Annotated in this window: 18 protein-coding genes; 7 read left to right on the top strand and 11 right to left on the bottom strand. The window is 66.7% G+C overall.

Annotated features, from left to right (window positions below; all coding sequences use genetic code 11):
* Positions 1 to 607: 607 nt before the first annotated feature.
* The 5 genes from CWT10_RS02510 to CWT10_RS02490 all read right to left on the bottom strand — a co-directional run bounded on the left by CWT10_RS02510 (position 608) and on the right by CWT10_RS02490 (position 5,919).
* Positions 608 to 1,360, bottom strand: a complete 753-nt coding sequence (locus CWT10_RS02510; RefSeq protein WP_103062642.1) for an iron ABC transporter ATP-binding protein — start codon at positions 1,358 to 1,360, stop codon at positions 608 to 610.
* Entirely contained in the window at positions 1,357 to 2,484 is a 1,128-nt protein-coding gene (locus tag CWT10_RS02505) for an iron chelate uptake ABC transporter family permease subunit (RefSeq protein ID WP_103062643.1), read from the bottom strand. The genes CWT10_RS02510 and CWT10_RS02505 overlap by 4 nt, the downstream gene beginning before the upstream one ends.
* Positions 2,481 to 3,389, bottom strand: coding sequence for an ABC transporter permease (locus CWT10_RS02500; RefSeq protein ID WP_332881184.1), 909 nt, complete (start codon positions 3,387 to 3,389; stop codon positions 2,481 to 2,483). Before CWT10_RS02500 ends, CWT10_RS02505 begins: the two co-directional genes overlap by 4 nt.
* Before the next feature lie 113 nt (positions 3,390 to 3,502).
* Positions 3,503 to 4,540: a siderophore ABC transporter substrate-binding protein gene (locus CWT10_RS02495; RefSeq protein ID WP_103062645.1), complete on the bottom strand. Its 1,038-nt coding sequence runs from the start codon at positions 4,538 to 4,540 to the stop codon at positions 3,503 to 3,505.
* Positions 4,541 to 4,767: 227 nt separating this feature from the next.
* Positions 4,768 to 5,919 carry an ABC transporter substrate-binding protein gene (locus CWT10_RS02490; RefSeq protein WP_158247616.1) on the bottom strand — a complete coding sequence of 384 codons (1,152 nt, stop codon included), beginning with the start codon at positions 5,917 to 5,919 and terminating at the stop codon, positions 4,768 to 4,770.
* Positions 5,920 to 6,245: 326 nt separating this feature from the next.
* Between CWT10_RS02490 and CWT10_RS02485 the strand changes: the two genes are divergently transcribed.
* The 6 genes from CWT10_RS02485 to CWT10_RS02460 all read left to right on the top strand — a co-directional run bounded on the left by CWT10_RS02485 (position 6,246) and on the right by CWT10_RS02460 (position 12,108).
* Positions 6,246 to 6,656 carry a hypothetical protein gene (locus CWT10_RS02485; protein ID WP_103062647.1) on the top strand — a complete coding sequence of 137 codons (411 nt, stop codon included), beginning with the start codon at positions 6,246 to 6,248 and terminating at the stop codon, positions 6,654 to 6,656.
* A gap of 48 nt (positions 6,657 to 6,704) precedes the next feature.
* Entirely contained in the window at positions 6,705 to 8,129 is a 1,425-nt protein-coding gene (gene radA / locus CWT10_RS02480) for a DNA repair protein RadA (RefSeq protein WP_103062648.1), read from the top strand.
* A gap of 166 nt (positions 8,130 to 8,295) precedes the next feature.
* Positions 8,296 to 9,363 (top strand): DNA integrity scanning diadenylate cyclase DisA, encoded by a 1,068-nt coding sequence (gene disA / locus CWT10_RS02475; protein WP_103062649.1) that lies wholly within the window; start codon positions 8,296 to 8,298, stop codon positions 9,361 to 9,363.
* A gap of 115 nt (positions 9,364 to 9,478) precedes the next feature.
* Positions 9,479 to 9,859 carry a hypothetical protein gene (locus CWT10_RS02470; RefSeq protein WP_103062650.1) on the top strand — a complete coding sequence of 127 codons (381 nt, stop codon included), beginning with the start codon at positions 9,479 to 9,481 and terminating at the stop codon, positions 9,857 to 9,859.
* A gap of 832 nt (positions 9,860 to 10,691) precedes the next feature.
* Positions 10,692 to 11,165 (top strand): hypothetical protein, encoded by a 474-nt coding sequence (locus CWT10_RS02465; RefSeq protein ID WP_128683245.1) that lies wholly within the window; start codon positions 10,692 to 10,694, stop codon positions 11,163 to 11,165.
* A gap of 340 nt (positions 11,166 to 11,505) precedes the next feature.
* Complete coding sequence (locus CWT10_RS02460) at positions 11,506 to 12,108, top strand: hypothetical protein (RefSeq protein ID WP_128683244.1); 603 nt, start codon at positions 11,506 to 11,508, stop codon at positions 12,106 to 12,108.
* Positions 12,109 to 12,132: 24 nt separating this feature from the next.
* On the opposite strand, the gene CWT10_RS16725 is transcribed toward CWT10_RS02460, so the two are convergent.
* From CWT10_RS16725 to eccCa, 3 genes are all read right to left on the bottom strand, one after another.
* Positions 12,133 to 13,605: a cysteine protease gene (locus CWT10_RS16725; RefSeq protein WP_158247617.1), complete on the bottom strand. Its 1,473-nt coding sequence runs from the start codon at positions 13,603 to 13,605 to the stop codon at positions 12,133 to 12,135.
* A 190-nt stretch (positions 13,606 to 13,795) separates the two neighbouring features.
* Positions 13,796 to 14,695 carry a hypothetical protein gene (locus tag CWT10_RS02450; protein ID WP_128683243.1) on the bottom strand — a complete coding sequence of 300 codons (900 nt, stop codon included), beginning with the start codon at positions 14,693 to 14,695 and terminating at the stop codon, positions 13,796 to 13,798.
* Positions 14,696 to 15,135: 440 nt separating this feature from the next.
* Entirely contained in the window at positions 15,136 to 19,179 is a 4,044-nt protein-coding gene (gene eccCa / locus CWT10_RS02445; protein ID WP_103062655.1) for a type VII secretion protein EccCa, read from the bottom strand.
* Between the two features lie 201 nt (positions 19,180 to 19,380).
* Here eccCa and CWT10_RS02440 point away from each other — a divergent pair, with 201 nt between their 5' ends.
* Positions 19,381 to 20,730, top strand: coding sequence for a hypothetical protein (locus CWT10_RS02440; RefSeq protein ID WP_103062656.1), 1,350 nt, complete (start codon positions 19,381 to 19,383; stop codon positions 20,728 to 20,730).
* 88 nt (positions 20,731 to 20,818) lie between these two features.
* Here CWT10_RS02440 and CWT10_RS02435 read toward each other — a convergent pair whose 3' ends face one another.
* From CWT10_RS02435 to CWT10_RS02425, 3 genes are all read right to left on the bottom strand, one after another.
* The gene (locus CWT10_RS02435) at positions 20,819 to 21,271 is read right to left on the bottom strand and encodes a hypothetical protein (RefSeq protein ID WP_103062657.1); all 453 of its coding nucleotides are present in this window, start codon (positions 21,269 to 21,271) and stop codon (positions 20,819 to 20,821) included.
* An 869-nt stretch (positions 21,272 to 22,140) separates the two neighbouring features.
* On the bottom strand, positions 22,141 to 22,431 hold the full coding sequence (locus tag CWT10_RS02430; protein WP_103062658.1) for a WXG100 family type VII secretion target: 291 nt from the start codon (positions 22,429 to 22,431) through the stop codon (positions 22,141 to 22,143).
* Between the two features lie 58 nt (positions 22,432 to 22,489).
* Positions 22,490 to 22,822, bottom strand: coding sequence for a WXG100 family type VII secretion target (locus CWT10_RS02425; protein WP_103062659.1), 333 nt, complete (start codon positions 22,820 to 22,822; stop codon positions 22,490 to 22,492).
* Positions 22,823 to 23,165 lie beyond the last annotated feature (343 nt).

The following is a 23,165-nucleotide window of genomic DNA, read 5'->3' as shown; positions in this document are numbered from 1 at the left end:
CCGCCTGACTCGACCAGCTGCACACCTGACCTGTACGCGTAGCCGTCCGCATCCGCCGCCGCCCCGGACCGCACATGTCGATTTACGACCCTGGGGTGCGTTTTCCGACTACCCCGGGGTCGTAAAACGCACCCCAAGGTCGTGAAATGCCGCCCCGATCTGCGGGCACGCGCCGGACGCTGCGGCCTGGTGGGCCCAGGGGCTCGGCGTGAGCACGCGCCGCACGCTCATTCGCGGCGCGTTTTTAGCGATTTGGCGTAATTACGCGGAAAACGCATCAACCGGCGAACGGTACAGTCGGCTCCCATGTGCGGCGACCCTCGCGGCGCACATGGGAGCCGACCAACCTCCGCCGACCTGAAACCAAAAACGTTGAAATACCAGGCAAAAGCCGTAGGTCGGTTGGATCGGCGGGGTGGTTGAGCGTGCGCCGTGCCCGGGATGACTCACCCGGCATGCCCCTAACTACCCGCCGACCATCCACCGACCAGCGCCATCACCCACCCACACACGCACACCCGAGTTCACCCACCACACCCCCAAACCGGAAGAGCCCGATTACCTGAAGATAACCTGTGTCCAAGCCGACACGGCGCCCCGCGGCACCTCAGTAGCAGGCGAGCGGCCCCGCCGGGCCCTCGATCACCTGGATGGGGGTGCCGAAGACGGCGGTGAGCACGTCGTCGCGCATGATCTCCGCCGGCGGCCCGAAGCGGAATACGCCCCCGTCCTTCAGGGCACAGATGCGGTCGGCGTAGCGGGCCGCGAAGTTGATGTCGTGCAGGACGATCAGGACGGTGCGGCCGAACTCCCGGGCGGCGCGCTCCAGGTGGTTCATCATCTCCACGCTGTGGGCAATGTCCAGGTTGTTCAGGGGCTCGTCCAGCAGCACGTAGTCGGTCTCCTGGCACAGCACCATGGCCACGTAGGCGCGCTGCCGCTGCCCGCCGGACAGCTCGTCCAGGTGGCGCCCCTCCAGATCGCCCAGGCCGAAGAAGTCGATGTAGCGGGAGATGATGCGCTCGTCGTCGGCCGTGAGTCGCCCGCGGGAGTAGGGGAAGCGGCCGAAGCCCACCAGCTGGCGCACGGTCAGCCGGGTGATGAAGTGATTCTCCTGCCGCAAGACGGACAGCACCCGGGCCAGGTCCGCCGACTTGGTGGAGGAAACGTCCAACCCGGCCACGCGCACCGCGCCCTCGTCGATCCCCAGCAGGCGCCCCACCATGGTCAGTAGCGTGGACTTGCCCGCCCCATTGGGGCCGATGAAGGCGGTGATGCCGCCCGCGGGCAGCTCCAGGCTAACCGGGCCGATGGCGACCTCGGAGTTGTAGACCTTGCGCACTTCGTCCAGCTCGATCACAGGCGCCCCCTTCTGAGCACGACGATGACGAACACCGAGCCACCCACCAGCTCGATGATGATGGAGACGACGCCCTGGGCGTAGAACACGTGGCGCATGATGAAGTAGGCGCCAGTGAGCACGAGCAGTCCCAGGCTGGCGGCCATGGGGAACAGGTAGCGGTGGTCGTAGGTGCCCGACAGCTGGTAGGACAGGGTCGCCACCAGGAAGCCGAGGAAGGTCATGGGGCCGACCAGCGCCGTCGAGGTGGCCATGAGCACCGAGACCAGCACCAGCACGCCGATGGTGGCGCGGGTGTGGTTCAGCCCCAGGCCGGTGGCGGTGTCCCGCCCCAGCGCGAGCACGTTGAGGAGACGCGAGTAGAGCAGCAAGGCGGCACTCGCCGCCAGCGCCAGGGGGATGGCAATCGGGTAGTAGTCGGGGTCGGCGTTGGCGATGGAGCCGAACAGCCGGGCCGAGAGCAGGTCGAACTCGCTGGGGGTGAGCAGGCGCTGCATGAAGGTGGTCAGGCTGCCCAGCGCGGAGCCGATGACGATGCCGATCAGCAGCATCGAGTACAGGTTGCGCGCGCCGCCGGTCAGCAGCCAGGAGTACAGCAGCAGGGACAGCCCCACCATGAGCGCCAGCCGCAGGGCGAAGGCGGGCACGGTGCGGGTGGCGGTCAGGCCGGTGGCCCCGAAGAAGAAAATGGTGGCGGTCTGGATGGCCCGATACAGAGACTCAAAGCCCATGATCGACGGCGTGATGATGCGGTTGCCGGTCGCGGTCTGGAAGGCAACGGTGGCCATGGCCTGGCACACGGCCACCACGATCATGGCGACGACGGCGTCCAGGCGCCGCTGGGCGATGAGCCAGAAGCCGCGGCTGCCGGGTTCCATCGGGTTTTTCCACACCAGTATGCCGACGGCGAAGCAGACGGCCAGGCCGGTCACCCCCAGGTAGGTCAGCCACCAGCGACGGCGGGCGGCGGGCGTGGCGAAGGCGCCCGAGCGGCGGGCAGCGGGACTGCTCGTGGCCGCGCCGGGATCGGTGGTGGCGCCCGGCGTCGCGCCGCCCGCTGGGTGGCCAGTGACCGGAGCGCCAGTGACCGACGTCGTCGGCGCCGCGGAGGCTTCGGGGCTCATGCTCCTCCCCTCCCGGTCTGGCGGATGATCAAGGCGATAAACACCGCGGCCCCCACCAGGCCCAGCACCACGGCTACCGGGATCTCGAAGGGGGCGATGATGGTGCGGGCCAGCAGGTCGCAGGCGGTGATGAGGCCGATGCCCACCAGGCACACCCAGGGCAGGTTGGAGCGTAGGTCGTCCCCGCGGCGCATGGACACCAGGTTGGGGACGATCAGCCCCAGAAAGGGCAGCGAGCCGACCACCACGGTGACGGTGCCGGTGGCCACGGCCACCAGAGCGGTGCCTATCAGCACGGTGCGCCGGTAGTCGACGCCGATGTTGGTGGCCACGTCCTGCCCCAGGCCGACGGCGGTGAGATGGTCGGCGTAGTGGAAGATCGCGGCCACCACCCCAACCACGATCCACAGCACCTCGTACTGGCCCCGGTACACCGAGGTGAAGCTGCCCTGGAACCACACCCCCAGGGACTGCAGCATGTCGGTCTGCAGGGCGAAGAAGGTAGACACCGCGCTGACCACCGCCCCCAGCATCATGCCGATGATCGGCACCAGCAGGGAGGAACGCAGGGAGACCCGCCGCAGCAGCAGGAAGAACACCGTGGTGCCCAGGAACGCGGCCATCACGGCGCCCGCCATGCGCCCCAGTACGCTGGCGCGGGGAAAGACCACCATCACCGCCAGCAGGCCCAGGCCGGCCCACTCGGTGGTGCCGGTGGTGGTCGGCTCCACGAAACGGTTCTGGGTGATCAGCTGCATCACCAGGCCGGACATGCTCATAGCAGCCCCGGCCAAAACGAGCGCGAGCGTGCGGGGGACGCGGACGTTGCGGAACATCTCCCAGCCGTCCGCGTGGGACAGGATCGAGTACTGGCCAGTGGCCAGGCTCAGGCCCAGCAGGGCCAATACCGCCAGCAGCCCAACCGCGAGCCCCCGGCTGACCAGGGGCTCGCGGGTGCGGGCGGCGTCATCGACCGCGCGGCGCGGAGTTGCGCTGCGCGCCTGAAGCCTTCGGGCGTTCAGTTCTGGGCACCTTCGAAGGCATCGGCGATCGAGTTGAGGATCTCGGTGTAGGTGATGATCGACTCGTTGGTGTAGGTGTCATCCGGGGCGTAGACGATCTGCCCGGAGGTCACCGCCGTGACGTTCTGCAAAGCGGCGTTGCCCGCGATCACATCCGCGGCGGGCGTGTAACTGGGATCGTTAGCAGAAATGGCGGCGTCGCGGTCCATGACGAAGATCCAGTCCGGGTTGGACTCGGCGATCTGCTCCACGGAGACGTCGTCGCCCTGGTGATCGTCGGTGGAGCCCTGGACCTCAAGAGCCGGCTGCAGACCGAGCAGATCGAAAAGCGGTCCCCAGGTGCGTCCGGTGGTGGGGCCGGAGTAGCCGATCTCCCCGCCGGAGACGATCACCGCCATGACCTTCGAGGAGCCGTCATAGGCGTTCTTGGCGCGCTCCAGGGCGGTGTCGAAATCGGAGATCAGCTCCTCGGCCTCGGCCTCCTTGCCGAACACCTGCCCCAGGGCAGTCACCTGGCGCTTGAGCTCGGCGTCGAAGGGCTCGCCGTCGCGCGGATCGAGGTCGAGCAGCGCGGCGTCCGGGGTGAGCCCGGCAATGGAGTCGTACTGGTCGGCAAAGCGCTGGCCGACGATCACCAGATCGGGTTCGGCCGCCACCAGCGCCTCCAGGTCGGGCTCGCGATGGTTGCCCATGTCGGCGACGTCGTCGCCGTCGTAGGCGGTGATTGATGAGGGGATGAGCTGCTTGGGAGCGGCTACCAGCGGCACGCCCCATTCGGCCAGCACTTCGAAGGTGCGATTGTCGGTGGAGGCGGCCCGTTGCACGGGCAGGGCGATCTCGACGCTGCCGTGATTGTCATTGATGGTCACCGCCGTCGGCTGGGCAGAGGTCTGGGAGGTGGCGGCCGTTGCGGGGCCGTCGGCGGAGGCGGCGGAGCTGGAGGTGGAGGCGGTATCCGTGGACCCGGAGCAGCCGGCCAGCGCGAGGCTGACGGCTGCGGACAGGGCCAGGAGCGCAGGGAGCTTGCGAGACATGTCTTCCTTCGGGATGGTAGGGCTCGCGGGGACCGAACCACGCGAGTTATATAGGCCACCCTTCCGTTACTAAGGTCAGGTTCGCCTACATATGGCTAACCTATATTGATCGTGACGCTCGCGGCAAGTGCCGTCTCGTCCCAGCCACTCATCCCCCAGTCACTCATCCCCATCACCAGGTCGGTCGAAGTGACCGCCGAGGTCGGTCCATATGGCGGCGGCCCGGTTCACGACGCCGTGGCGCCAGCGCCCGGACTCGAGGTAGGGCTTGCGGTGGCGCTTGCCGTTGCCCTGCCCGCCTCAATGGCGGAGACGACGTCGGGCACATGGTTCTCACAGCACCATGGCAGTGACAGCGGGGAGGCCGCCGCCAGACTCATGGCTGCGACCGCGTCAGTGATAAACAGAGCGGTTCCGTCCGCGACCGCCGGTATTGCCGCCAACCGCGATTGCGCCTCAACGGCCTCAACGGAGGTCGGGTCCTCCACCTCAGCCCACAGCAGATCGGCAGTCAGTTGTGCGGCGTCGGCGAGCGGAAAGTCCACAGCTACCTCCTCGGCGTCCGCCACCAGCTTCGCGACGGCGGGGGCCGGGATCAGACCCAACTGTCCCAGCACCTGCGAACGCGTGTTCGACGCCGTGTACAGGGTGATGGATGGTTTGGAGGCGTTGAGCGCCACAGCCGCATAGGTCGCTCCCCGCAGGAACGGGTTCGCGGTGATGGTGGAGGCCAGTACGTCCGTGGTGGTGTTCACCAGCGCCTCGGCGGCTGCGGAACGCCCCAACGCTCGCCCCACTGCAACCGTCACCGCCTCCCAGGAGGCTCCGTAGGCGACGGCGTCGGCCGGATACGCCAAGGTTGGGGCGACGCCGGACAGCCGGCTGTACTCCTCCCGGCTCATGCCCGAGTGCACCCCGAGGATCAGGTCCGGCTGGAGCGCCGCGATCGCATCGACGTCACGGTCATCCACCTGGGCGTACAGTTTGGGTGCGGCCTGCGAGCCCAAACTGGCGCCCAAGGCCTCAAGACCTTCGGCGGTCCACGGGTAGGCATCTCCTTCGGCGGCAACAGCGGGCATGCCGATCGGCACTACTCCCAAAGAGACCACGACGTCGGCATCCACGGTGGAGATGGCCACAATACGAGTGGGCTCGGCTTCGATCGTAGTGGATCCGTAGGTGTGTTCAATGGTGATGGGGAACGACTCGGTGGCACTCTGCGAGGCGTTGTCGGCGGCGGCGGAGGAGCCCGCGGAGGAGCGGCCACCGGGTGAGCAGGCAGCCAGCATCGTGGCAGCACCGGCGGCGGCGCCGGCCAAGACCGCACGGCGGCTCAGGCGATGGGTTGACAGGGCGCGGCTGGCAGCGGAGTCGGTCAAGAACATCCCCCTTCGGTCGCGGACCCGGCGCCGGGCTGCCGGGGCTCGGTCACCAGCATTTTCCTATGCCTGACCTCCGCCCGGCAAGGTGCCCCCGCGGCCATAAGGCGCCTTTGCCCGGAGCCCGATACGCCACCACCGCACCGGATTGTAACGAATCACCCACTTCTGACACGCTTCCCCGACGACTGCACACCGCGTGTAGACGGCGGCACTGCCGCTACGGCGTAGATGGGTACTACTCCCCGCTTAACACCGTTGCCGCACCGTGAGATCACGATCAATACTGGCGCGGTACTGACCACCAACGTTGCAGGAGCCCACCTATGGCAGCCGACCATCCCAAGCGAATCACTCCCCGCTCGAAGTACTTCGGGATCATGTTTTCCCTCGCATGCGTCTTAGGGATTGCGGCAGCATTCGGCATATACGCATGGATCTCCAGCCAGGTGACTGAAACCACCCACATACGGGTGATGATCCTGATGATCCCCTTCATCATCATGGTCTATGCCGTGAAGTATATCGACGGGTGGATCCTCGCCAAGTACCCTCACCTGGTCGCCGCGAAGCACCGCCAAGTGCTGGCCGAGGAGCTCGGCTACGACCCGATCACTGGCACTGTTCTGGGTGCCGGGTACGGCACGCCCGGTGCGACCACCCTCGCACAGCCACAGCCCAGCACATCCGGTTCATACGGAAGCAGCCTGTACGGCACTGGCTCAACGACGCACTAACCGTTAACGGCCCGAGTTCATGTCGGCGGCCCCCGGTAGCCTGCCGCCATGTCCACCACGACGAAGACTGCCAAGGCACGCACCTCATACGTGTGTACCGACTGCGGCTGGAACAGCCCCAAGTGGCTCGGCCAGTGCCGGGAGTGCCGCGCCTGGGGCACGCTGGAGGAGTTCACCGAATCAACCTCGGGCGGAATAGGCGGCCCCGGTCGCATCCCGGCCACGGCGACGGCGATTCGCCCCACCGTGGCCGCGCGCCCAATCGCCCAGGTGAGTGCGGAAGAGGCTCGCGCCCGACCCACCGGAGTAGGCGAGTTGGACCGGGTACTCGGGGGCGGCGTCGTCCCCGGGGCAGTTGTGCTGCTGGCGGGCGAGCCCGGCGTGGGCAAGTCGACGCTGCTGCTGGATGTTGCCGCCAAGGCCGCTGCGGCATCCCGTGCGCGCGGGCTGGGGCCGGTGCTGTACGTGACCGGGGAGGAGTCGGCCAGCCAGGTGCGGCTGCGGGCCGAGCGCATTGGCGCCATCGACCCGGCGCTGCTGCTCGCCGCCGAGACCGAACTCGGCGCGCTCCTCGGGCATGTCCAAGACGCCACCCCGTCTTTACTGGTAGTCGACTCGATCCAAACCGTCGCTTCCGCCCAGGTGGAGGGAGGGGCCGGTGGGGTCACCCAGGTACGGGCGGTGGCGAGCTCACTCATCCAGGTGGCCAAGGAGCGGGCCATTCCGGTGCTGCTGGTCGGGCATGTGACTAAGGACGGCGGCATTGCGGGACCGCGAGTGCTGGAACACCTGGTGGACGTGGTCTGCCAGTTCGAGGGAGACCGGCACGCGCGCCTGCGGCTACTGCGGGCGGTGAAAAACCGTTACGGCCCCACGGACGAGGTCGGCTGCTTTGACCTGGGTGAACGCGGCATCATCGGCCTGGCCGACCCCTCGGGCCTGTTCCTGTCTGCGGCGCGCAGCGAGGTTCCGGGCACATGTGCCACAGTCACACTGGAGGGGCGCCGCCCGATGCCGGTGGAGATTCAGGCGCTGGTGGCCGGGACCGCCGCCGGCTCTCCTCGCCGCACCACCTCCGGCGTGGACCACTCCCGGGTGGCCATGGCACTGGCCGTTCTGGCAGCCCGGCTACGCGTGGACACCTCCACCACCGATGTATACGTCTCCACCGTGGGCGGGGCGCGCGCGGTTGAGCCGGCAACGGACCTGGCGGTGGCGATCGCCGTCGTCTCCGCCGCACAGAACCTGCCCACCTCCCCGGGGCTGGTGGCATTCGGGGAGGTCGGCCTGACCGGGGAGGTGCGGGCGACTGTCGGCGTGCAGCGGAGGCTGGCGGAGGCGGCGCGTCTCGGCTTCGATCGCGCTATTGTCCCGTTGGCGGGGTCTGAGGAGCTGCGGGAGCTCCAAGGCCTTCAGATCCTGCCGGTTGCACACCTGGGCGAGGCCGTCGGGGCGGCCCTGCCACGCGGGTGATTCCCGGCACCGTGCTGGCGCGGTCACCCCGGCGGGCGCGTGTCGCGCCAGCCATCGACGCGACACGTTTCACGGCGCTGCAACGCTCCGGGCGATTAGCATAATGCGGCACCGGTCCGACAGTCAGCACCGTCAGGCGTGTTCGGACTATTCTCAGGAGAGACCCATGACCGATACCCACAACCTGCTGCGCGAGACCCTCGCCCTCATCGCCCCCGGCACCGTACTGCGTGACGGCCTGGAGCGCATTCTGCGCGGGCGCACCGGGGCGATCATCGTCCTCGGCTTCGACGAGACGGTGGAGGCGATCTCCTCGGGCGGCTTCCGGCTGGACGTGGAACTCACCGCCGCCCAGCTGCGGGAGCTGGCCAAAATGGACGGGGCCGTGATCGTGGACCGGGCGAACAACCGCATCCGCCGTGCGAATGTGCAGTTGCTGCCCAACGCCTCCATTGAGACCGCCGAGGCCGGTATGCGCCACCGCACGGCCGAGCGCGTCGCCCGCCAGACCGGGCACCCGGTGATCTCGGTGAGCCAGTCGATGCGCATTATCTCCCTGTACGTTGACGGTCGTCGGCATGTGATCGAGCCCAGCGAGGCGATCCTGGCGCGCGCCAACCAGGCGCTGGCCACCCTGGAGCGCTATAAGGCGCGCCTGGACAAGATCTCCGGAGGTCTGGACGCCCTGGAGATCGAGGATCTGGTCACGGTCCGTGATGTGACCGGCGTACTTCAGCTGCTGGAGATGGTCAGCCGTATTGCCTCCGATATCGACGGATACGTGGTGGAGTTGGGAACCGACGGGCGACTGCTGGCTTTGCAGGTGGAGGAGCTGACTCGCGGGCTGATGGCGGAGCGCGACTTCCTGCTGACCGACTACCTGCCGCAGGGACTGGACATCGCCACCGTGGATGTACGACTGAAGTGGGTGGGCTCCCCCGCCCTGCTGGACCTGGCTATGGTATCGCGCGCAATCGGCCTCGGTGGCGCCGACGGCCAGGACCTGGACGCCTCCGTTTCACCGCGCGGATTGCGAATTCTCGCCAAGATTCCGCGACTGCCGCTGGTGACGGCGCGTGCGGTGGTGGACAACTGGGGCTCCTTGCAGGCGGTACTGGGGGCGACGGTCGAGGAGCTGGAGGCGGTCGACGGCGTCGGCCCGCGCCAGGCCCGCACCCTGCGCGACGGCCTGTCGCGCCTGGCCGAGGTGTCCATCGCCGACCGTTACGCGTGAGCACCGGTCGCTGCGCCCGATGCTAAACTGAGATTGTTTGTTCCGGCTGGTCGCGGGCCTGCGTCGGCTGCATGCCCGCGGGGCGGGCGGACCACCGCTATAGGAGGTGCTGGAAGTGGTACTTCGGGTTATACCGGGGGAACTTGCCACCGCTCGTACACACTTGGATGACGGCCGCCATTCGCTGTCGCAGTTCCACTTGGACTCCGGCAGTGAGGGTGTGTTCGGTTCTGCCGTGCTCGCATCGGCTGCGGCACAGTACGCCAGTCGCCATGAGCAGCAGGCGGAGCGCTTGGCGGCGCGGGCGAATGCGGACGCAGACGGGTTGCTGGCCGCGCAGCAGGGGTACGCGAGCACCGACCAAGAGGCCGCCGACGGCGCGCACCGGCTCGCAGCATCGGCCAGTGGGTTGCATAATCTTGGCGGCTCGGCTGCGGGCGGTGCCGTCGCCGGCGCCAAGGCGAAGACCGTCAGTTACCACGGCCTGACCAGCTAGGCACCGCGGGCACCTTCACGCGGAGACCTCGTCTCTCATTGCCTGGCGGGAGGCTGCATACGATGAGGCTCTTGCGGCGGCGTTATTCCGGCGGCGCGTGCTGCGAATACCGGCGGGCTGCCTCGTGGCGGCACTATTGGCGGCAGCAGGTGTCGGCGGCTGGCCGCAGTGGATCAGGCCACCGACAAGGGATGTGCCGGAATGCGGCGGATGAGAACGGATGGAACCGAGAAGATCATCGAGCTGCGCCTGGGGGAAACCTCGCACATTGACGCCTGGGCACGGTGACGCTGCTAACCCTCAGCCCCTCCCCCCTAATCCCCAACGACAAAACCGGCGGATGTACATACAAGGTGTACATCATCTTCGGCCCCGGAGCTAAGGAGATGGTCCGATACAACCGAGAATGCGCGGGTGTCGGTGTTGGTGATCGCATCCGAGGCCGGGCTCCCGTCACTGAAGTCACCGCCTGCCGTGCCCGCGACGACCGGCAGACCAGCCTGCATGGCCCGCTCGATCCTGGCCCGCTCCTCATCGGTGAGCCGGTGTCACCGCATGCGTATGCGAGCGCAGGTCATCAGGGGAGGCCTTTAGCTGCTTCGCCTAGACATCGAGGCTCCTCTGCAAAGCAGACTGTCATACGACATCACGTCCGCGTAGGATCGTCACCATCGGGTTACCCGTGATTGACGAGGAGCGTGTTGGCAGTGGCATCAGCAACCGGCGGCAACGGTGAGTACTCCTATGCTCGGTCCGAAATGGCCCCCACTGGACCGAGGGGCAAAGGCGAACCCGCTGGGCGTTGCGTCGTGAGCCCGGCGGATGTTGCGTCGTGAGCCCGGCGGATGGAACCGGCCCGGTGGCCCCGCCGGGGCGACGGATCATGCGGCGCGTCCTGATGGGCTGCCTCGTAGTCACACTACTGGCTGCGGGAAGCATTGGCGGCTGGCTGTGGTGGACCAGACCGTTAACTCGGGAGGTGCCGCTGCCCGACGGCGTAGAGGCCGGGCATGTCTGGCAGATCGGCACAAGCGTTTGGCCGGCAAGTACCGAAGCGGGCATGCTGAGAGAAGGCCCCCTGCGCTCGGAGAACCATGAGTGGATCGGGTCGTTGGAGTGGGCCCGCAGTGACAGAATTGTGGAGACTATCGAGTTGCGGCTGGGCGAAACCGTCCACATTGATGGGCTGGGCACAGTCACCTTGCTGGCTGTTAACCCAGAACCACTCCTCCCCGACTACCGGGTAGGACGTTGGGCCTACAAGGTGAATGTCGCGCTCGACCCCGGAGTAGAGCGAATAAGGTGAACGTCCGCACGATACGACTCTGGTTATGGTATTTCTCCACCGATGTCGGTGCGGGCGAAGTATTTCTCGTAGTCCTCGCGGATGATGCGAATATTGCCGTCATCTTCGGTCATCCCCGCGACGACCGACAGACCACCCTTGACCGCCCGCTCAATCTAGATCGACCCCTGTTCGGTGTACTCATGGTCCTCACGCGCCGCGCCCACCAGGACGCTGAAGGAACACCTACACCGATGCCAATACATGCCAAGTCCCGGACAGAGCGCACTGTCACCGGCCCGCAAGCCGGCGTAGGATCGCCATCGTCGGCTACCCGTGATTGATGAGGAGCGTGTTGGCAGTGACATCGGCGACCGGCGGCAACGGTGAGTACTTCGATGCGCGGCCCGAAGTGGATAGTGCCGGCGCAGGCAGTGCGGGGCAGACCGAGCCTGTCGTATCTACCGCGCCCACAGTGGCGGTCGACTCAACGTCTGACGATGAGGCTTTGGCGGTGGCGTTGTTCCGGCGGCGCGTGTTGCGGACGCTGGCGGGCTGCTTGGTAGTGGCGCTGTTGGCGGCGGTTGGTGTTGGTGGCTGGCTGTGGTGGACCAGACCGTTAACTCGGGAGGTGCCGCTGCCCGACGGCATCGCCGCAGAAGACGGAGTCTACGTCCAGGTTGGCGGCAGTGTTCCACCAATCAACACAGAGAGTGGCAGGTTGCAGAGCAGCCGGATGCGCTCCGAGAGTTATGAGTGGATCGGTGCACTGCGGTGGATACGCACTGATGGAAGTGAAGAGGTCGTTGAGCTTCGCCTGGGAGAGACCGCGCATATTGATGGCCTTGGAAATGTTACGCTCTTGGCGGTTAATCCCAGGCCCCTGATCCCCAATGACAAGACCGGAGGATGGACCTACAAGGTGTACATCGTACTCGACCCCGGGGTAGAGATAATGTGGTGATAATTCGCGCATATACGACTCTGCTCATGGTATTTCTCCACCGATGTCGGTGCGGCCGAAGTACTTCTCGTAGTCCTCGCGGCTAATTCGGATAATGCCGTCGTCCCCGCTGGCAGAGCCGTCGGCCGTGTCGTTGTGTGCCCAGGGGTTTCGCAGGGTTACGTACTCATCGTCAATTGCAATCACCGTATACGCATGTCCTTGAGACTCGCCGTCGCCGAAATAGTCTCCGCCGACGATGCGGTAGTCGCCGGTTCTGTCTTTATTGTTGATCGCGGTGTCCGGGTGCTGCTTGTCGGCGGCGCGGGTGTGAGTGTTGGCGGTCGCATCCACCGTGTCCCCGTCGCCGAAGTCGCCGTTGTTGGTGACTGCTACCACGGGCTGGCCGTTGTTTACGGCCTGTTCGATCTGAGACCACTCCTGTTCGGTGTATTTGTGATCGTTGTACAGGTAGTGGTTCCACGCAGGCAGCGGACTGGCCGGCAGGCCCGTGGTGTGCACGCTCTGGGCGTCCTGCCCGGAGATGGTCTGCATCGCGTCATACGGACGACCGTTCGGGAGGTTGTGGTCGCCCAGGTATTGGCCGTAGGCGCGCTCGTACACGCTCATCAGGTTCGGCCCCCGCCGCCCACCACCCAGGTCATCACCCTGGTTACCGTCGGTGTAGTAGTCGGTGACCTTCTCGTACACGGGTTTGCCGTCGCCGTCGTACAGGGTGACGATGAACGCCTGATCCTCCTCACTCCACCGCACATGATCCCGCAGAAACTGCTCCCCGTCCTCCGACAGGGAATACGCATCCAAAGTAGCCAGAAAATAGCAGTCGGCAATACTCGCCTGATGCACGGGGTCCCAGCCCGCGGAGCCGTCCGCCTGCTGCCGCAACCGCCGAATATCCTCATCACTGAAAGCCGTCTTGCTCCCAGTGCCGTCATCGTCCTTGCCCTTACCCGCACCGACACCGCCACGCCCATGCGCGCCCACACCAGCAGCCCCCGAACCAACTCGCGAGTTAGCACCTACACCAACGGCGTTCAGGGCGGCGGCGGTTTGCATGGCGGCGATACTCACCCGGGCACGGATACCCACCGCCGCACCCGCGGCCGCATACCGCACCCCTGCCACCAGCACCGCTGGCGCCGCAGCATCCACCGCCTCCAACAGCGCCGCACCGACCATGGCGCGCAGCCGCTCCAGCGCCTCCTTCGCCTCATCGAGCACCTGGGCGTAGGCCTCCAAATGATGCGCCCCGTCCAGCAGGTTCATGATCGAGGCGTCCAGGTCCGCCTCCAGGTGGCGAGAGGAGGATCGGAAGGCCTCCGCACTTACCCCCTGCCAGGACGGCACCGCCAGGCGTGAGGACACCACACTGCTGGCCGCCTCATCCAGCACCCGCGCCCCGGCCCTCCAGGAGTCCGCCACCGCCAGCACCCCACCGGGCGAACCCGGAATCTCACCAACCACGGCGCCCGCAACCGCATCCAGACTCAAACCCATACCCACACCAGCCCCCTCACACGCCGGCACCCGGGCAGCAGGCAGGCACGGCACCCACCCACAGCAGCATCACTCACAAACACCGACTGTAACCCCACCGACACCAAAACACCACCAGCAACCACAACACGGACACCAGGCATTAGTCGATGTGCGGCGCAGGCCCAGCTTGGAAAACGACGCCGCTCCGCTACTCGATCACGAAGACGCGATCCTCGGTCAGGTCGGCGCCGTCCAGCTGGATGCGCACGCGGTAGGTGCCGGCGGCGGCGACATCCCCGGAGGCGATGGCGGCGTCAGTCCCGTTGGGCGCCGCATCCTGCTCTGCGGTTAAGGCCTCCGCATCGTTAGCACCCTCGGTCCCCTCGGACTGACCGGAAGCGGAGCCGTCGGTGCCCTCGGCACTCGCCCCGTCGGCGGCCTCAGCCGCCTCGGTTGCGGTGGGCGACGCCGTCGCGGTAGCGGCCGGAGTGGTTACGGGAGTGCACTGCGCCGAGGCGACGTTGCCGTCCCAGATGATGGTGGCGTCGGCCGCGGTGCCGGGAGCCACAAGCAGGCGGCGGCTGGTGGGGGTGAAGGGGCAGACCGTCGACTCCCAGATCGTCTGACTACCGGAGGTGATCAGGGCGCCAATGTGCTCCCCGCCCAGATCCAGCAGGCAGGCCTCGGCGCCGGTGTTGTCGACCGTCACGTTAAGCGTGAGACCAGCGCCGGCGGGTACCGAGTCAGGCGAGGTGAAGGTTACGGCCAGGTCCTGGGGCGTGCAGTCCACGGGGTTGGGGTAGGTGGTGGCTACATGCGCAGCGGCGGCGTCGTCCTGAGCACGGATCGTGTCGCGCGCCCAGACCGCGGCCGACAGGATCGCGGTGGAGACCCCGGCGAGCACGGCGATGCCAGCGACCAGCACCATGAGTCGGCGCAGCCAGTAGCGGGGCCGGCGCGACGTCGTTGGCCGGTGGGCCTTGGGACGCCGGTTCTGCACGCGTCGCTTGCCGGCACCTGAACGAGCCGCCGAGCGGGCGGTCTGACCGCGGCCCGTGCGCGCCGTGCGGGTTGGCCGGCGTCCTGGACGACCGTCCTGGGTGGTCACGGTTCGCCGTGCACGGGCCTGACCTCGGGGCGCCTGCCGTGATGCGGATGCCCGGGAGGCGCCGCTGCGCGCCGACGACGCCGAGCGGGTGGCACCGCTGTGGCCTGGCGCACCGGAGCGCGCAGCACCTGCGCGCGCAGAGGCCGCGCGGCCGCCGCCCGAACGTGCGGAACCGCCACCGGCGGCGGGCTTCGAGCTTCTTCCCGACGACGGCGGGCGCCCGGAGCCGCCGGAGCGCGCGGACGAAGTTCGGCCCCCCGTGTTGCGGCCGCGGCCGCCGCCGCGGGGGCCGTCGCCCGTATTCCGTGCCTGCGCCATGAGGTCGACTGTACCGGCGCTGCGCCGTAGTCCCGGTCAGCGCCCCACCCAGGACTTCCGTACTGGGAGCCGGGTCACCGCAGGGCGAGCGTCCCACGCCGTCGAGAGCGACCACGGCGGCCTCACGCCGTCGGCGGAAGCCAGGCCAGCTGAATCGACTCGGTGGCGTCGCGGGTGATCAGGCTGGCGCGCCCCGCAGGCCCGGGCTTGGGGCGCTCACGGCCCAGCAGCGGCCCCTCATCCGGGTTGCCCGGCAGCATGATGCCGGGGGTTGACAGGTCGATGAGCGTCTGCATCAAGGGCTCGAACAGGGCGCGACTGGCCCCGCCGGTACGGCGGGTCAGAACCAGGTGCAAGCCCACGTCCAGCCCCTGCGGCAACAGGGGCTGGAGCGGCAGCAACGGGTTCATCTGGCCTGTGGTAAGCAGGTCGTAGTCATCCACAAGGATGTACACCTCCGGGCCGTGCCACCAGCTGCGCGTGCGCAGCTGCTCCGGCGTCACTTCCGGCCCAGGAAGGCGCTGTTTCAGGAACTCCACCAGGTCCGTCGCCTCCTTGGCCGCCTGATCGCGCAAGGTCACATACGTGAGCATGAATTCCTGCGGAATGTCGCCGAGCAGAGAGCGGCGCGGATCAATGGGCAGGATACGCAAGTCATCGGGAGTGCGACCGCGGGTCAGCTCGGCCATGAGCGCGCGCAGGAATGAGGACTTGCCCTTCTTGGCATCTCCCAGCACGATCAGATGCGGCTCGTGCCGCATGTTCAGGCTGACAGGCTCCAGCCGGGATTCGTTGATCCCAATCACGGGCCCGTCAGCCGCGGGCACTTGCGCCTGCAACTCGGTCAGGTCTATACGGGTGGGCAACAACCGCAGCTTCGGACCGGGAACACCCTTATAGGACTCCGCAATGCGACGGCAGGCGTTACCAACGCCTTCGGACAGGGTGGCGGGATCATGCTCGCCGTCCAGGCGCGGCAGGGCCAGAAGCATATGCCGACCAGCGGGGTCCAATCCCCGTCCCGGGCGCCCAGCAGGTACGGACTTTGCGGCCGCACGGTTGATCTCAGAGTCCGTGGGCTCACCCAGACGCAACTCGATCCGGGTGCCCAGGGCATCCTTGATAGCGGCGCGCATCTCCATCCACCGCCCCGAGGAAATGACCAGGTGCACACCGAAAGCGAGCGCCCGTGTCATCATCGCCTGGACACGCTCGGCAATACTGTCGAAGTCCGTCTTCAGTACGGACCATCCGTCGATCACCAGGAAGACGTCTCCGTAACCGTCGTCGGCCTGCCCGGCCGCACGACTACGCCGGTAGGTCTGAATGGAGTCGATCCGGTGGGCCTTGAAGTAGCGTTCACGATCTGCCAGCATCGCCTCGATCTCAGCGATGATGCGGGCGATGATGTCGGGATCATCCCGGGTGCCCACGCCCGCCATATGGGGCAGATCCATCATGGTGGAGAAGGTTCCGCCTCCAAGGTCGATCACGTAGAACTGGACCTCAGTGGGTGTGTGTGTCAGTGCCAAGCCCATCAGCAGGGAGCGCAGAGCAGTGGACTTGCCTGACAGCGGACCGCCGACGACGCCGACATGGCCTCCCGCTGCAGACAGGTCCACGCTGTACTGATCGCGCCGCTGCTCCATAGGCACGTCGGTGATGCCCAGCGGCACCACCAGGTCTCCACGGGCACGCCAGGTCGGCGAGATGAGACCGAGCTCGGGGTCAACTACCAGGTCATCAATCAGCGAGTCGAAGGTCTCGGGGACGTCCAGTGGCGGCAGCCAAATACGGTGCGCCGGATTGCCGTGTCCGGTCATGCGCTCCACGGCGATGTCCATGGTGGACATATCAGCATAGGCGGCGTCCCGGGCGGTGATCTCAGGTGCCTGCTCCTCCGGCTCCTGCGGCGCCGTCTCCGGCTCTACCTCCGGCTGCGGCGGCAACGGGATCTCCGCCGCAGTGAAGGGCAGCACCACCGAAGCGGCGGTGCGCGCTGACGCAGCCGCCTCCTGCACCGGGGCCTGCCGTGCCGGCGCGATGCTCCGCGCCGGCGGCACCCCGGCCACGTAGGAGGCCCGGAAACGGGTCATGGTGCGGGTGTCGCTCTTGAGATAACCCACCCCGGGGTAGGGCGGCAGGTCGTAGGCATCGGTGACGCCCAGAACGGTGCGTGACTCCGAAGCCGAGAAGGTGCGCAGCCCAATCCGGTAGGACAGGTGCGACTCCAATCCATGCAGGCGCCCCTCCTCCAAACGCTGGGAGGACAGCAGCAGATGGATCTGCATGGAGCGCCCCAGACGCCCGATGGCGACGAAGATCTCGATGAAGTCGGGCTTGGCGGCCAGCAGCTCGGAGAACTCGTCAAGAATGACGAATAGCGCGGGCAGGGGGTCTCCGTTGTGCTTACCCGCTCGGCGCGCGGCCTCATAGTCCGAGACGTTGGCATAGTTGCCCGTCCTGAGGAGGATCTCCTGCCGACGGTTCATCTCCCCGCGTAGGGCCTCCTCCATGCGGTCCACCAGCCCAAGTTCATTCTCCAGGTTAGAGATCATGGCCGACACGTGCGGCAGCTCGGACATGCCTGCGAAGGTGGCGCCGCCTTTGAAATCCACCAGCACGAAGTTCAGCTGATCGGGCGAATGCGTGAGCGCCAGCGCCAGTACCAGGGTGCGCAACACCTCCGATTTACCCGATCCGGTCGCACCCACCAGCAGACCATGCGGACCCATGCCTCCCTGCGCCGACTCCTTGATATCCAGGATCACGGGCGTCCCCTCCGGGGTCACGCCGAAGGGGACGCGCAGGCGGTCGTCACCCAGACGCGGCGTCCAGCTGCGCTCCGGTTCAACGTCGCGCACATCCCCCAGTCCCAGTAGGTCGAGCAGGTCGGCTGAGCGCTTGGCGTCGGAGATGCCCACGGGTACGGCCACCGAGTCCTCCCCGACCTCGGTGAATCTGGCCGCCAGACGACGAGTCACGGCCTCAGCGGCGGCCACGTCCAGTGTATCGGCCACCATCGGGGTGGGATCCTGGCCGACCACAACCATCTCCATGGGCACCTCCTCGCCTTCACCGGAGCCGCGGCGCCGGGGAGGATAGAGCATGAGGCGCAGCGTCGTCGTGGAGGTGAGTCGACCCCACTGTGTCGGCAGGTCCACGACGGTGACACCACTGACTCCGGCCGTAGCACCCAGCGGTGAGGTGTCCGGCAACCGCCCGCCGTCGACGACGATTATGACCTGTGGAGTGGGCGCCTGGCCCGCACCGGAGGAAACGGGGCCACGGTGTTCGATGCCCTCGGGAAGCTTGTCGATCAGCTGATCCAAGTCGGTGGCTATCAGGCGGGCAGGGCCGACGGCGTCGCCCACCGAATCGGACCAGGCATGCGGGGCCCATTTGAGCCACTCCCACTCCGACAGGTTCTCCTCGCCAGCTAGCACCGCCACTTTCAGTCGGCTTGGCGGGGTCATGACCAGCAGGTGAGTGAGCAGCGCCCGGGTGTGGGCGCGGGCCATGGCGGACTCCCCCACCACCTCCAACCGAGACAGCGGCGCTATCGATATCGCCATGGGCAGACCATCAACTTCCCCATGGGTAGCGACGAACCGGGTCATGGCTGATAGACACACTGGGTCAGGCTTGGCCAGCGCGTCGAGCTTCTCGGCCTTGAGTTCAGCTGCCAGCTCCACCGTTCCCAACCCCACACGCGTCATCAACGGATCGCCGAGCCCATCGCCACGTTCCCATACGCGCTGACCATGCTGAACGAAGTAGGGCAGAGCACCGGGTGCGGGAAACTGGTCCACAGCCTGGCGACGCTGCTGGTCGGCAGAAGCACGTACCCTCTGCCGCAGTTCGGACAGGTAGGCGAGGTACTCGCGTCTCTGATCGGTGACATTGCTCCGATGCTGCCGAATCTGCCGGTAGATGTTCGCGGCCACCATCGACAGCATCGCCACCACCATGCCGCCGCCCATGAGCAGCATCCGCGTATTGGAACTGTTCGAGATGGCCATGAACACCATCACACCCATTGATCCTGTCAGCGGCAGCACGGAGGCCAGCACACTGGTGGCGTCCTGAGGCGTTACAGCGTCCGGCGGGGCCTTGACTTCTATGATCCCGTCGGAAAGCTCGGGGGCCTGGCTATTGGCGTTCATGGGGCAGGCGGGCACCTTCCAGTCGTGTTCCGGCCGCCCTGACGGTTGAACCGTTGGAGCCAGCCGGTACCGCTTGGCGGACCTCGTCGGAGGATCCGCACCATCGCGTCGTTATGCTATCTGCATCTAGAGTAGTCCCGTTATCCAACGTGCAGTCGGGCGGTACAGGAATGCCGCCCCGTATCAGGAGCAGCGAGGCGTATGAGCGCAACGGCCGTCCACGTCACCCTCATCTACGAGGGCGGCGCCATTGACGTTGCTGCGCCGCCGGGGATGCGCATTGACGAGTTGCTCGCCTCCCAGGAGCACCTTCCGATCTCCGGCGCAGCCGCGGTGTCCACAGCGTCCGGCACACCCATCACAACGCGCGACCTGCTCGGCACAGATGTGCGTGAGGGTGCGGTGCTGGTTGTCGCCGACAACGTAGCCGCAGCCGACCAGAGCCCGGGACACCCACACCTCCCGTTGCGTTCCTTTGTGCGCACCCCGTTCTGGATGGCGGAGGCACTGGCGATTGTGCTCGCGATGTCGGTTCTCCTCCTGATTCTGGTTCCACCCCTGTTACCCGAAGTGGCCGCACCTGCGTGGCCGACCGCCGTCCGTCTGACCACCGCCGGTCTACTGCTAGCACTTCTGTTTACGCTTGCCCTTCCCCGAACCGCCCCCAGGGGACCTGTTCCGGCGGCATTGCGAGCGCTGTCACTGCCGCTGCTGGGTGCCGCCGCATCCGTAACGTTGGTTCCTACCAAGGCTCAGGATTGGGCCCTATTGACAGGGCTCGTCACGCTGTGGGGCGGGGCCGGCACAGCCATGGGGTTGTGGCTGCGTCACCGCGCCGCGGCTGAGTCCGTGAGTGCGGCGTCCTGGGCCGCAGCCGCCGCGGTGACGACGGCGAGCATCGCACTGGGACTTTGGGGACCCCTAGTCGCGCTGCTCGGGATGGCACTCGCTGTCCTAGCGGGACTGGTCATTCCGAACGCCGCATTGGTGTCGGTGCCGGACCGGCAGCTTTTGGACATGACCGGACAGCGAGCGGCGGGCCAGTCGGTAAGGACCCCCATCACATCCCCCGGTGTACGAGTCACCCGGATGCGGACCCGGCGCACCGTGGACGAGGCCGAGGCCATCTCTGTGGCGCTCGAGATCGCCCTGGGCGCGCTGGTAGTGGTTTGCGCTCCCGTTGTGTTTCAGGTGGCCTCCGGCCGGGGAGTGGAGTCCTGGGGGGCGCGGGCGGAGATCGTATTCGCACTGGCGTTGCTTCTGCTTCGGCCGCGCACAGCTCGCTCACACTCCACTCGCATCATTCCGCGCGTATCGGCGGGAGCCGCCTTCTGCGTAAGCGTTCTGGCTGCGTTGGACCGGTCATGGCCGCTCGTGGGCGTAGTCCTCGCAGCGGCCGTCGTCTCCATGACCGTAGGTGCGTTCACTACTATGAGGCGCTCAGCCTGGTGGGGGCGCCTGGGTGACGTGTTCGAACGGGCTTCCGCGTTCCTAGTGCTTCCCGCCGCAGTGGTTGCCGCCGGGTTGATCGAAGTTATGAGGCAGATGTGAGTCAATTCGCTTTAGTAGAGTCACCGCATATGCGCCAGCAGCGGCAGAACCCGCCGCAACCACTTGATACGTCCACCGCCGGCCCCCGTCAACTCAGCTCTGCGGAGACCATAGTGGTGGCGCTCGTCGACGTCATTGCGATGACGGCACCGCCGATCCTCACCCATGTCCTGCTGGAGTGGACGGTGTTGGCGTGCATCATCGCTGCACAGACCGTGGTCCTGCTCGCCCTGTTCATGGCCACGTTCGGCCGCACTCCTGGCCTCAAGCTCGTTTCCGCCGTCGTCATGGCGGTGCCGACGGGCACACCAAATATCGGACAGTCATTGGTACGTGTTGTCCTGACCCCACTATTGCCTATAAGAAGGCGGATGACCTCCGCCGCAGGCGCCCCTAGCAATACGCCGACCACAGCGAACATGGACACCGCCACTGGCGAGAACAAAACCATGCTGCTTGATGCGTTGACCCACACCAGCACCACGACCAGCCGTCCGGCCAAGCCTTCAGCGGCGAAGGCATTCGCTTCCCAGAACTCCACGACCCCTTCCGGACCCCCCAGGCTCGGCATCCCGGCAACAGTGACGACCGGACCGGTCCTCCACACGCGGGATTACGCCTCTGGGGGCGCTTTAGCCACAACTCCCCATGCGCCGCCGACCGGCTCCGCCTACGGCACCCAAGGCCGCCCCTCCTTCGTTGTGCCCGCCCCCGCGCCGCCTCAGCCCGAACTGCCTCAGTCCTTCCCGCCCGTGAGTTCGGGAGGCTTGGGCACACTCGCAAGCGTGTACGAACCCGCCGCTGCTCCGCCCCTCGCTCCTGCACCCGGCGCCCCCGCCACGGCTCCACTGCCTACCGCTGTTAAGGCGCCGATTGGCGGTAACGCCGCCCCGTTGCAGTCCGCTGCTCCGCCGCTGTACCGCATCGTCATCAATGCGAGCCGACGACTGCCGTTGGAAGGGCAATGCATCCTCGGACGTGAGCCACGTGCACTGTCGCCTGAGGATGTGCAGCTCGTCACTGTTGACACCTCAACTGCTGTTTCACGCTCGCACCTGCGGATCGGGGTGGCAGGTGCCGGCCCATGGGCGGAGGATCTCGGATCCGCCAATGGCAGCGCACTGCTTCGGTCCGACGGGACCCAGACACAGTTGGTGCCAGGGGTGAGGACTCCACTGGGACCAGGCGGAGCCGTGCTACTAGCCGATGGCGTTCAAGTAGCTATTGAGGCGAGTCGCCGGGCGCGCCGAGCGCAGCACAGCTCCTGATTGCGCGCAAACGCTTCACCCAGCCGTATCCGAGCAGGAGAGCATTGATCGCCTGCACATCGAACGACAAACCGGCAGAGACGACAGGCTCTCCCAGGACCCGAAGTTCCTGGGAGAGCACGCGTCGGATGGGCGGTCAGGATCAGCCGCCGAAGCTGCGCATCTCCCGGATGTCGGTGGCGCTGTAGTTCTCCGAGGAGGAGGTCACGTGGGCGCCCAGCTGGGTGAGCAGCGTGTTCATGTCCGCGAGCGACTGGCTCCACTCCGCCTTGGCGGCGGTGTACTGCGCCTGCGCCTCACCGCTCCAGTCGGACTGGGTGGGGCGCAGCTCCGCGTCCATGTCCTCCAAGTCGGAGCTCATGGCCGCGGAGGCCCGGGCAAGCGCCTCGGCTGCCGCAGACATGGATCCGTAATTCACCAGCATGTCAGTCATCTTGTCTGTCCTATCAGTGCGTCGTGTCGATCGATTGTGGTCCGCGTCTGCGTTGCCGTCAGACCATCATCCCGCGATATCCCTGGGAGTTCGCGCCGAGGTTCTGCACGCTCGAGGCGGTCTCCTCCTCGATGTTCTGGTAGGCGGCGTCCGTGCTGCGCAGACCGGACTCGAAGTTGGACAGCACCTGCACGATACTGCGGGCATCCTGCAGCCACTGGTTGGTGACCGCGGTGAACGCCGAACCACCGGTCCCCTTCCAACCGGGACTGAGCTCTTGCACGGCGCTCTCCACGTTTCGCAGGATGCTCTCCTGCTGGCTGCGGTGCGCCGCCACGACTCTCGCAGCATTGGCTAGGGTGCCGCTCCCGGCGGCGAGGTTGGTACTCATAGTCCGCTACCTTTCTCAGGATGTTCTAGTGATGTGTGCGTTCTCTTGTGTGGCGCCCGGGGCAGGACCACGAGCACCGTCCCAGACCTCGTCGGGCGTTTCGCCGTCGACGAGGTTCGGTAACGATTCAAGACTATCCTCCCGATACCACCCGGCGTCCACCACTTTGACGAATCTCGCATGCAGCCCCAATCGGATCGCGTGGGTAGCCGAACCCATCGACAATAAATACAGGCCGTTCCGTCACCGTGACACTCGCGGCCGGATGTGCCACCATGGTCGGGTCTTCGCCGCGGCAGGCCGGGGCATCCCGCGCTCGGTGCGCCCCTCGGGGCGCCGTCAG

It is taken from the genome of Actinomyces qiguomingii, from assembly GCF_004102025.1.
GTDB lineage: Bacteria > Actinomycetota > Actinomycetes > Actinomycetales > Actinomycetaceae > Actinomyces > Actinomyces qiguomingii.
This window is presented reverse-complemented; position numbering and strand designations above follow the sequence as displayed.